This is a genomic window from Streptomyces sp. NPDC044571 (genome assembly GCF_040647115.1).
Taxonomy (GTDB): domain Bacteria; phylum Actinomycetota; class Actinomycetes; order Streptomycetales; family Streptomycetaceae; genus Streptomyces.
Genome location: NZ_JBEZBN010000103.1, coordinates 1 through 10,509, shown reverse-complemented (window position 1 = coordinate 10,509; position 10,509 = coordinate 1). Strand labels below are relative to the sequence as shown.

At 69.3% G+C, this 10,509-nt stretch carries 8 protein-coding genes, 1 tRNA gene and 1 pseudogene; 1 reads left to right on the top strand and 9 read right to left on the bottom strand.

Going from position 1 to position 10,509, the window contains the following annotated elements; translation table 11 throughout:
* Positions 1–130: 130 nt before the first annotated feature.
* Both AB0B01_RS30265 and AB0B01_RS30260 read right to left on the bottom strand, forming a co-directional pair.
* The gene (locus AB0B01_RS30265; protein ID WP_361726003.1) at positions 131–805 is read right to left on the bottom strand and encodes a TetR/AcrR family transcriptional regulator; all 675 of its coding nucleotides are present in this window, start codon (positions 803–805) and stop codon (positions 131–133) included.
* On the bottom strand, positions 802–1,782 hold the full coding sequence (locus AB0B01_RS30260) for an acyl-CoA desaturase (RefSeq protein ID WP_361726000.1): 981 nt from the start codon (positions 1,780–1,782) through the stop codon (positions 802–804). The genes AB0B01_RS30265 and AB0B01_RS30260 overlap by 4 nt, the downstream gene beginning before the upstream one ends.
* A 363-nt stretch (positions 1,783–2,145) precedes the next feature.
* Here AB0B01_RS30260 and ppc point away from each other — a divergent pair, with 363 nt between their 5' ends.
* Positions 2,146–4,899: a phosphoenolpyruvate carboxylase gene (gene ppc / locus AB0B01_RS30255; RefSeq protein ID WP_361725997.1), complete on the top strand. Its 2,754-nt coding sequence runs from the start codon at positions 2,146–2,148 to the stop codon at positions 4,897–4,899.
* An 84-nt stretch (positions 4,900–4,983) separates the two neighbouring features.
* On the opposite strand, the gene AB0B01_RS30250 is transcribed toward ppc, so the two are convergent.
* The 7 genes and pseudogenes from AB0B01_RS30250 to AB0B01_RS30220 all read right to left on the bottom strand — a co-directional run.
* Positions 4,984–5,718 carry an LPXTG cell wall anchor domain-containing protein gene (locus AB0B01_RS30250; protein WP_361725994.1) on the bottom strand — a complete coding sequence of 245 codons (735 nt, stop codon included), beginning with the start codon at positions 5,716–5,718 and terminating at the stop codon, positions 4,984–4,986.
* Positions 5,719–5,882: 164 nt separating this feature from the next.
* Positions 5,883–6,473, bottom strand: a complete 591-nt coding sequence (pth, locus tag AB0B01_RS30245; RefSeq protein WP_361725991.1) for an aminoacyl-tRNA hydrolase — start codon at positions 6,471–6,473, stop codon at positions 5,883–5,885.
* A 102-nt stretch (positions 6,474–6,575) separates the two neighbouring features.
* Complete coding sequence (locus tag AB0B01_RS30240) at positions 6,576–7,157, bottom strand: 50S ribosomal protein L25/general stress protein Ctc (protein ID WP_361725988.1); 582 nt, start codon at positions 7,155–7,157, stop codon at positions 6,576–6,578.
* Positions 7,158–7,365: 208 nt separating this feature from the next.
* Positions 7,366–8,343 (bottom strand): ribose-phosphate diphosphokinase, encoded by a 978-nt coding sequence (locus AB0B01_RS30235; protein WP_356853028.1) that lies wholly within the window; start codon positions 8,341–8,343, stop codon positions 7,366–7,368.
* 144 nt (positions 8,344–8,487) lie between these two features.
* Positions 8,488–9,936 (bottom strand): bifunctional UDP-N-acetylglucosamine diphosphorylase/glucosamine-1-phosphate N-acetyltransferase GlmU, encoded by a 1,449-nt coding sequence (gene glmU, locus AB0B01_RS30230; RefSeq protein ID WP_361725984.1) that lies wholly within the window; start codon positions 9,934–9,936, stop codon positions 8,488–8,490.
* Positions 9,937–10,045: 109 nt separating this feature from the next.
* Positions 10,046–10,122, bottom strand: a tRNA-Gln gene (locus AB0B01_RS30225).
* A gap of 15 nt (positions 10,123–10,137) precedes the next feature.
* A pseudogene (locus AB0B01_RS30220) lies at positions 10,138–10,419 on the bottom strand (hypothetical protein); the annotation flags it as partial.
* Positions 10,420–10,509: the final 90 nt, after the last annotated feature.

The window sequence follows — 10,509 nt, the reverse complement described above, 5'->3', positions numbered from 1 at the left end:
GACCTTGCGCGCCAGCTTCCAGGACGTGCGCTCGGACGCGGCCCGGACGTTGTCGTCGGGGTGGTTGGCGGCGCGGGCCCGGGGGTAGGCCAGGGGCGGGCGCCCTCGCACACCGGGCCCGCACGGGCCCTCAGCTCTTGCGGTGACCCACCAGCCGAGGCTTCGCCTCCAGCCCGTCCAGCCCGTGCCAGGCCAGGTTCACCAGATGCGCCGCAACCTCCGCCTTCTTCGGCCGGCGCACATCCAGCCACCACTGCCCTGTCAGCGCCACCATCCCCACCAGCGCCTGCGCATACAGCGGCGCCAGCTTCGGATCGAACCCCCGCGCCTTGAACTCCAACCCCAGGATGTCCTCGACCTGCGTGGCGATATCGCTGATCAGCGAGGCGAACGTACCCGTCGACTGCGCCACCGGGGAATCCCGCACGAGGATCCGGAAACCGTCCGTGTACGACTCGATGTAGTCCAGCAGCGCGAACGCCGCCTGCTCCAGCAGCTCCCGCGGGTGCCCGGCCGTCAGCGCGCCCGTCACCCCGTCCAGCAGCTGGCGCATCTCCCGGTCCACGACCACCGCGTACAGGCCCTCCTTGCCGCCGAAGTGCTCGTACACCACCGGCTTGGACACCCCGGCCTTCGCCGCGATCTCCTCCACCGAGGTGCCCTCGAAACCCTTCTCCGCGAACAGGGCCCGACCGATGTCCAGCAGTTGCTGACGGCGCTCCGCCCCCGTCATCCGGACCCTGCGGCCGCGCCGGGGCTTGTCGCTGCTGGAAGTACTGCCGTCGATCGCCACACCCTCCATCATGCCGCGTTCGACGCGTTTTCCCTGCGCCGGGCGTCGACCCGGGACTGCGAGGGCCAGCGCACGTCCGTCGCCCAGCCCGCCAGCTCGAACCAGCGGATCAGCCGGGCGCTGGAGTCGACCTGGCCGCGCAGCACGCCGTGGCGGGCCGACGTCGGGTCCGCGTGGTGCAGGTTGTGCCAGGACTCACCGCACGACAGCACCGCCAGCCACCACACGTTGCCCGAACGGTCCCGCGACTTGAACGGCCGCTTGCCCACCGCATGACAGATCGAATTGATCGACCACGTCACATGGTGCAGCAGCGCCACCCGCACCAGCGAACCCCAGAAGAACGCCGTGAACGCCCCCCACCACGACATCGTCACCAGACCGCCCACCAGCGGCGGGATCGCCAGCGACAGGATCGTCCAGTAGACGAAGGCGCGCGAGATCCGCCGGATCGCCGGATCCTTGATCAGATCGGGGGCGTACTTCTGCTGGTTGGTCTGCTCCTCGTCGAACAGCCACCCGATGTGCGCCCACCACAGGCCCTTCATCAGCGCCGGCACGCTCTCCCCGAACCGCCACGGCGAATGCGGATCACCCTCGTGGTCGGAGAACTTGTGGTGCTTGCGGTGGTCCGCCACCCAGCGCACCAGCGGCCCCTCCACCGCCATCGACCCCATCACGGCCAACACGATCCGCAGCGGCCGCTTCGCCTTGAAGGACCCGTGCGTGAAATAGCGGTGGAAGCCGATGGTGACCCCGTGGCAAGCCAGGAAGTACATGAACACCATCAGGCCGAGGTCCAGCCAGCTCACCCCCCAGCCCCACGCCAGCGGAACCGCCGCCAGCAGCGCCAGGAAGGGAACGGTGATGAACAGCAGCAGAGCGATCTGCTCGACGGACCGCTTGCTCTCGCCGCCGCGCGTCGCGGACGGCACCGACGATTCGGAGGCCGCCGAAGCGTCCTCGACAAGATCCGGACTGAGGGTCATGGCATGTCCCCTGGGGGTGAGGAATCGGGGGGGCAAGGAAGCGGGACGCAAGAAACGGGTCGTGAGACGACCGGCCCCAGCCTACGGAGCCGTAACCTACGCCAACGTAAGTATGGCGCAGCGGTGCAGCGCGGCAAGGGGAGCACGCCCGGGGCCACCCGCCCCGCCGCGCCCCACCACCTCCCACCCGCCTACCCCCAAGCCTCCCGTCACACCCCCCGTCCCGCCTGCCGGGACGCCTACCTGGACATCAGCACCGGCCACCTATCCTGGTGTCGTCGGACAGCGTGGTCCGCAGCGGTAACCGGGCGTGTCCCGGTGCCACCTCCCAGTAGCGCTCGAACACTGCAAGGAGCCGCACCTGTGAGCAGTGCTGACCAGGCCCCCTCCACCCCCACGGCAGTCGCCGCCGCCAACGCAGAGCTGCGCGCGGACATCCGCCGCCTCGGCGACCTCCTCGGCGAAACCCTCGTACGCCAAGAAGGCCAAGAGCTCCTCGACCTCGTCGAACGCGTGCGCGCCCTCACCCGCACCGACGGCGAAGCCGCCGCCGCACTGCTCGGCGAAACCGACCTGGAGACCGCCGCCAAGCTCGTACGCGCCTTCTCCACCTACTTCCACCTCGCCAACGTCACCGAACAGGTCCACCGGGGCAAGGAACTGCGCGCCCACCGCGCCGCCGAAGGCGGCCTCCTGGCCCGCACCGCCGACATGCTCAAGGACGCCGACCCCGAGCACCTGCGCGAAACGGTCAAGAACCTCAACGTCCGCCCCGTCTTCACCGCTCACCCCACCGAAGCGGCCCGCCGCAGCGTCCTCAACAAGCTGCGCCGCATCGCCGCCCTCCTCGAAGAGCCCGTCTCCGGCGCCGGCGAACGCCGCCGCCACGACCTGCGCCTCGCCGAGAACATCGACCTCGTCTGGCAGACCGACGAACTGCGCGTCGTACGCCCCGAACCCACCGACGAGGCCCGCAACGCCATCTACTACCTCGACGAACTCCACGCCGGCGCCGTCGGAGACGTCCTCGAAGACCTCACCGCCGAACTCCAGCGCGTCGGCGTCGAACTCCCCGCCGGCACCCGCCCCCTCACCTTCGGCACCTGGATCGGCGGCGACCGCGACGGCAACCCCAACGTCACCCCCGAAGTCACCCGCGACGTCCTGATCCTCCAGCACGAACACGGCATCACCGACGCCCTCGAACTCGTCGACTTCCTGCGCGGCCTCCTCTCCAACTCCATCCGCTACACCGGAGCCACCGAGGAACTCCTCTCCTCCCTCCAGGCCGACCTCGAACGCCTCCCCGAGATCAGCCCCCGCTACAAGCGGCTCAACGCCGAGGAGCCCTACCGCCTCAAGGCCACCTGCATCCGCCAGAAGCTCCTCAACACCCGCGAGCGACTCGCCAAGGGCACCCCCCACGAGGAAGGCCGCGACTACCTCGGCACCGCCGAGCTCCTCGCCGACCTCACCCTCATCCAGACCTCCCTGCGCGAACACCGCGGCGCCCTCTTCGCCGACGGCCGCATGGACCGCACCATCCGCACCCTGGCCGCCTTCGGCCTCCAGCTCGCCACCATGGACGTACGCGAACACGCCGACGCCCACCACCACGCCCTCGGCCAGCTCTTCGACCGCCTCGGCGAGGAATCCTGGCGCTACGCCGACATGCCCCGCGACTACCGCGGCAAGCTCCTCGCCAAGGAACTCCGCTCCCGGCGCCCCCTCGCCCCCACCCCGGCACCCCTCGACGCAGCCGGACAGAAGACCCTCGGCGTCTTCTTCGCGATCAAGGACGCCTTCGAGAAGTTCGGCCCCGAAGTCATCGAGTCCTACATCATCTCGATGTGCCAGGGCGCCGACGACGTCTTCGCCGCCGCCGTCCTCGCCCGCGAAGCCGGCCTCATCGACCTCCACGCCGGCTGGGCCAAGATCGGCATCGTCCCACTCCTCGAAACCACCGACGAGCTGCGCGCCGCCGACGTCATCCTCGACCAGATGCTCGCCGACCCCTCTTACCGCCGCCTCGTCTCCCTGCGCGGCGACGTCCAGGAGGTCATGCTCGGCTACTCCGACTCCTCCAAGTTCGGCGGCATCACCACCAGCCAGTGGGAGATCCACCGCGCCCAGCGCCGCCTGCGCGACGTCGCCCACCGCTACGGCGTCCGCCTGCGCCTCTTCCACGGCCGCGGCGGCACCGTCGGCCGCGGCGGCGGCCCCTCCCACGACGCCATCCTCGCCCAGCCCTGGGGCACCCTCGAAGGCGAGATCAAGGTCACCGAACAGGGCGAGGTCATCTCCGACAAGTACCTCGTCCCCTCCCTCGCCCGCGAGAACCTCGAACTCACCGTCGCCGCCACCCTGCAGGCCTCCGCCCTGCACACCGCCCCCCGCCAGTCCCACGACGACCTCGCCCGCTGGGACGCGGCCATGGACACCGTCTCCGACGCCGCCCACGCCGCCTACCGCGCCCTCGTCGAAGACCCCGACCTGCCCGCCTACTTCTTCGCCGCCACCCCCGTCGACCAGCTCGCCGACCTCCACCTCGGCTCCCGGCCCTCCCGCCGCCCCGACTCCGGCGCCGGCCTCGACGGACTGCGCGCCATCCCCTGGGTCTTCGGCTGGACCCAGTCCCGCCAGATCGTCCCCGGCTGGTACGGCGTCGGCTCAGGCCTCAAGGCGCTGCGCGAAACCGGACAGGGCGACGTCCTCGCCGAAATGGGCGAACGCTGGCACTTCTTCCGCAACTTCCTGTCCAACGTCGAAATGACCCTGGCCAAGACCGACCTGCGGATCGCCCGCCACTACGTCGACACCCTCGTCCCCGACCACCTCAAGCACGTCTTCGCCCGCATCGAAGCCGAACACGAACTCACCGTCCGCGAGGTCCTGCGCATCACCGGCGGCGAAAAGCTCCTGGACTCCCACCCCGTCCTCCAGCAGACCTTCGCCGTCCGCGACGCCTACCTCGACCCCATCTCCTACCTCCAGGTCTCCCTCCTCGCCCGCCAGCGCGCCGCAGCCGCCCGAGGCGAAGACCCCGACCCGCTGCTCTCCCGCGCCCTGCTGCTCACCGTCAACGGCGTCGCCGCAGGCCTGCGCAACACCGGCTGACACTCCCGCACAAGAAAGCCCCCGCCCTCCGGATCCGATCCGGAGGGCGGGGGCTTTCGTACGGGAACCACCCCGGGCGCGGGCTCAGCCCTGCGCACCCGCCTTGCGGCGGCGGACCACCAGGAAGGCACCGGCACCGACCAGCGCGGCCGCCACCCCGGCGAGCAGACCCACCGGAGTGTCCGAACCGGTCTTCGCCAGGTCACCCCCCGTCGTGCCACCCGAACCCGTAGGGGCCGACACGGACGCAACCGGCGAGGAAGGCGTCCCCGACGGCGTGCGGCTCGGCGTGCCCGACGGCGTACCGGACGGCGACGGCGAAGCGCTCTGCGAAGGGCTCTGGCTCGGCACCTGCGACGGCGGCGCCGAGCTCGGCGTCCCCGACGGCGTCCCGCTCGGCTTCGTCGTCGCCGGGCAGGTGTGCGACAGGTTGAACCAGTTCACGCTGCCGCCCTTGACCTCGGCGGAAGCGGCCGTCAGCTTCGCACCCGGCGCCGAGGCGACGTAGGCGTGCTTGTCCGACGGCGGCCCGAACACCGTCACGACCTGCTGGCCGCCCGGCTCGAAGGTGACCGTCAGCTTGACGAACGTCGTCGAGTTCCCGGGCAGCACGAAGTGCCAGCCGTCCTTGCTCGACGGTATGTCCGCGCAGGTCTTCTCGTGCTCCACGCCCTGCGACGTGGCGGTGACCGGCAGCGGCTGGTGCAGCGGGAGGGTGTAGGTGTCGTCCGCGAAAGCGGGGGCGGCGCCGGCCGCCAGAAGCAGCGAGGCCGCTGTGGGGAGCGTCGCCGCAGCCCAACGAACCCTGGAAATGGGCATGGAGGTACCTCTGACAGGGAGGGGAATCGTGCCGTGGGGGGCGGCGGCTCAGCATGCTGAGCGCCGCCCGCCAAGGTCAAGAGGTACTCGTGGACACTCGTATGGAGTTGCCCCCCGGCGGGCGGAATGTCTGAAGTAACGATCTCCCTACGGCCGGGTCGCCGTCAGGAGTTGTACGCCGACTGGGCCCGCTCCAAACCCTCCGCCACCAGACACTCCACCGCATCCGCCGCCCGGTCCACGAACCACTCCAGCTCCTTGTGCTCCGAGGACGAGAAGTCCTTCAGCACGAAGTCCGCCACCTGCATCCGACCCGGCGGACGCCCGATCCCACACCGCACCCGGTGGTAGTCCGCACCCATCGCCTTCGTCATCGACTTCAGACCGTTGTGCCCGTTGTCCCCGCCACCCAACTTCAACCGCAGCGTCGGATAGTCGATGTCCAGCTCGTCGTGGACCGCCACGATCCGCTCCACCGGCACCTTGTAGAAATCCCGCAGCGCCGTCACCGGCCCACCCGACAGGTTCATGAACGACATGGGCTTCGCCAGCACCACCCGGCGGCTCGCCGGACCCGGCGGACCCATCCGGCCCTCCACCACCTGCGCCCGCGCCTTGTGCGCCTTGAACTTCCCGCGCATCCGCTCCGCCAGCAGATCCACCACCATGAACCCGATGTTGTGGCGGTTGCCCGCATACTCCGCACCCGGATTACCGAGACCGACGATCAGCCAGGGCGCCGCGTCGTCCGACATCAAAAGCTCCTTAACGAGAACGACCGCCGTCCCGCTCCAGTGGAGCCGGACGGCGGTCGGTCAGCAACTGCTGAGGGCACTGCCAAGCAGAAGGGGCGAGGCTCAGGCCTCGGTGCCCTCGGCCTCGGCGGCCGGCTCCTCGGCCTGGGCGGAGACGACCTGCAGAACGGCGGTCTCACCGTCGACGGCCAGCGTGGTGCCCTTCGGCAGGACCAGGTCCTTGGCGTGGATCGAGGCACCGGCCTCCAGACCCGCGATGGACACGGTGACCTCGGTCGGGATGTGCGTGGCCTCGGTCTCGACGGAGATCGTGGTCAGCAGGGTCTCCAGCAGGTTGCCACCCGGGGCCAGCTCGCCCTCGGTGACGACCGGAACGTCCACCGTGACCTTCTCGCCCTTCTGGACGATCAGGAAGTCGACGTGGGTCAGGCTGCGCTTGACCGGGTGACGCTGGACGGCCTTCGGGATGACCAGCTCGGAGCCGGTGCCCGCGATGTCCAGGGAGATCAGGACGTTCGCGGTCTTCAGGGCCATCATCAGGCCGTGGCCCTCGACGTCCACGTGCTTCGGGGCGGTGCCGTGACCGTAGATGACACCGGGAACCTTGCCGTCGCGACGGGCCTGGCGGGCGGCGCCCTTACCGAAATCGGTGCGGGTCTCGGCGGAAAGCTTGACCTCGGACATGCTCACTCCTCGTGGGGGTGACGGAAATGGACTGGAGTCACCCGGCCGAAACGGCCTGCTACGAAGAGCGCGTCGATAACGGAGTGTCCGGACCTGCACGCAGGTACGGCCTCCCTCGCCGAGCAACTCGAAGAGTCTACCCGGCCGGGAGGCCGTACCCAAAAGGATCTCTACTGCCGGCTCTGCTGCCGGACTTTACCGCCGGACCCTACTGCTGCTCTTCGAACAGGCTCGTGACCGAACCGTCCTCGAACACCTCGCGCACCGCACGCGCGATCATCGGCGCGATCGACAGCACCGTGATCTTGTCCAGCTCCAAGTCGGACGGGTCGGGCAGGGTGTTCGTGAACACGAACTCACTGACCTTCGAGTTCTTCAGACGGTCGGCCGCCGGACCCGACAGGATGCCGTGCGTCGCCGTCACGATCACGTCCTCCGCACCGTGCGCGAACAGCGCGTCGGCAGCGGCGCAGATCGTGCCACCCGTGTCGATCATGTCGTCGACCAGGACGCAGACCCGGCCCGCGACCTCACCGACCACCTCGTGGACCGTCACCTGGTTCGCGACGTCCTTGTCACGCCGCTTGTGCACGATCGCCAGCGGCGCATCCAGCCGGTCGCACCAGCGGTCCGCCACCCGCACACGACCCGCGTCCGGAGACACGATCGTCAGCTTCGTACGGTCCACCTTCGCGCCCACGTAGTCGGCCAGCACCGACAGCGCCGACAGGTGGTCCACCGGGCCGTCGAAGAAACCCTGGATCTGGTCCGTGTGCAGGTCCACCGTCAGGATCCGCTCCGCACCCGCCGTCTTCAGCAGGTCCGCGACCAGACGCGCCGAAATCGGCTCACGGCCCTTGTGCTTCTTGTCCTGACGGGCATACCCGTACGACGGGATGATCACGGTGATGGAGCGGGCCGACGCGCGCTTCAGCGCGTCGATCATGATCAGCTGCTCCATGATCCACTTGTTGATCGGAGCCGTGTGGCTCTGGATCAGGAAGCAGTCCGCGCCACGGGCCGACTCCTGGAAACGAACGTAGATCTCACCGTTCGCGAAATCGAAAGCCTTGGTCGGCACGAGGCCGACGCCCAACTGATGCGCAACCTCCTCGGCCAGCTCGGGGTGGGCGCGGCCGGAGAAGAGCATCAGCTTCTTCTCGCCGGTCGTCTTGATCCCGGTCACAGCACAGTCTCCTCAGACGTGTTGAAAGCTGCTCGCCCCCGTGTGCGTCCGTCCCGCACACGGTGAGCCAGCCGAATTGCGTGCACCTATCACGGTACGCCGTCCCAGGCGTACCTGTTTCCGGTCAGTTCACCCGGAAGACCCTCAGCGGACCTCGGACTCGTCCACGGACGCCGACTGCGCCGCCGACGCCGCCGCACTCCCCGGACGCTTGCGAGCCACCCAACCCTCGATATTCCGCTGCTGGCCACGGGCCACGGCCAGCGCACCCGGCGGCACGTCCTTCGTGATCACGGACCCGGCCGCCGTATAAGCCCCGTCCCCGATCGTGACGGGCGCCACAAACATGTTGTCCGAACCCGTCTTGCAGTGTGAGCCGACCGTCGTGTGGTGCTTGTGCTCACCGTCGTAGTTCACGAACACGCTCGCCGCACCGATGTTGGTGTACTCGCCGATCGTCGCATCACCCACGTACGACAGGTGCGGCACCTTCGTACCCTCGCCGATCGTCGCGTTCTTCATCTCCACGTACGTGCCGGCCTTCGCCTTCAGGCCCAGCTTCGTACCCGGACGCAGGTACGCGAACGGCCCCACCGAAGCCGACTCCCCGATCACCGCCGAGTCCGCCACCGTGTTGTCCACCCGCGCCCCCGGACCCACCTGCGTGTCCTTCAGCCGCGTGTTCGGACCCACCTCGGCACCCTCCGCGATGTGCGTGGCACCGAGCAGCTGCGTGCCGGGGTGCACCAGGGCGTCCTGGCCGAAGGTGACCGTCACGTCCACGAAGGTGCTCGCCGGGTCGACCACGGTGACACCGGAGAGCATCGCGTCCTCCAGCAGCCGCGCGTTCAGCAGCGCCCGCGCCTCGGCGAGCTGCACACGGTTGTTGATCCCCAGGATCTGCCGGTGGTCGCCGCCGACCGACGCCCCCACGCGGTGGCCGGCCTCGCGCAGGATCCCCAGCACGTCGGTGAGGTACTCCTCGCCCTGGCTGTTGTCCGTCCGCACCTTGCCCAGCGCATCCGCGAGCAGGGCCCCGTCGAAGGCGAACACCCCGGAATTGATCTCCCGGATCGCCCGCTGCGCCTCGGTGGCGTCCTTGTGCTCGACGATGGCGGTGACGGCTCCGGTCTGCGCGTCGCGCACGATCCGCCCGTAGCCGGTGGAGTCCGGCACCTCGGCGGTGAGCACGGTGACGGCGTTGCCGTCGGCCTCGTGGGTCCGGGTGAGCTGCGCGAGGGTCTCCCCGGTCAGCAGCGGGGTGTCGCCGCAGACCACGACGACCGTGCCGGTGATCTGCCCGCCGAGCTCCTCCAGGGCCATGCGGACGGCGTGGCCGGTGCCGTTCTGCTCGTACTGGACGGCCGTGCGGACGCCCGCGTCGATGTCGGCGAGGTGCGCGGCGACCTGCTCACGGGCGTGGCCGACGACGACCACGAGGTGGGCGGGGTCCAGCTCGCGCGAGGCGGCGACCACGTGGCCCACGAGCGAGCGCCCGCAGATCTCGTGCAGAACCTTGGGAGTGGCCGACTTCATGCGGGTGCCCTCACCCGCTGCGAGTACGACGACGGCTGCCGGGCGGTTGGCGCTCACGGGTGTGCCCTTCGGCTTCGGGGGTGGACCCGTGAAGGATACCGGTGGCCCGGCCCCCGAAAACGAGTCCGGGTCCTGACCGTGGAGGTCAGGACCCGAACTTGCGTCGCTCCCGGGGCAGGAGTCGAACCTGCGTCGTACCCAGATTCAAAGTCTGGTCGCCCCTACCGACAGAGCAACCCGGGATTGATCGCCGTCAGACTACGCGTTTCGGCGGCGCGCCTCCACTGCAATGCCGGACCACCACCCTTCGATGCGGCGGTAAAGCTCTGCGCCATCCATCACGCGTACGACCAGGCAACCGCGGTAGCCCTCGCCCACGTTCTTGCGCACCGTCTTGGGATTGTGCTTCTTGAGGGTCGTTCTCTGCAGCTCGACGTGATCCACTCCTACCTGGTCAGCCCAGTAGTGCTCGGCCCCGACCGTGTCCGCCAGCTCGTGGATCATGACGCGGTACCGGAGTCGCCCGGGCTCGACTCCTAGATGAGTGAGTCCGATGTTCTCAGTGGTCGTAGGCGATCAGGGATCGTTTGATCTTGGTGCCGGTGGTCCAGTTGTGCCAGATGCCGGCGG

Excerpts from the sequence above, each read along its gene's own strand:
- AB0B01_RS30265 (WP_361726003.1), bottom strand. The coding sequence starts at position 805 with ATGATGGAGGGTGTGGCGATCGACGGCAGTACTTCCAGCAGCGACAAG.
- AB0B01_RS30260 (WP_361726000.1), bottom strand. The coding sequence starts at position 1,782 with ATGACCCTCAGTCCGGATCTTGTCGAGGACGCTTCGGCGGCCTCCGAA.
- AB0B01_RS30250 (WP_361725994.1), bottom strand. The coding sequence starts at position 5,718 with ATGCCCATTTCCAGGGTTCGTTGGGCTGCGGCGACGCTCCCCACAGCG.
- pth (WP_361725991.1), bottom strand. The coding sequence starts at position 6,473 with ATGTCGGACGACGCGGCGCCCTGGCTGATCGTCGGTCTCGGTAATCCG.
- AB0B01_RS30240 (WP_361725988.1), bottom strand. The coding sequence starts at position 7,157 with ATGTCCGAGGTCAAGCTTTCCGCCGAGACCCGCACCGATTTCGGTAAG.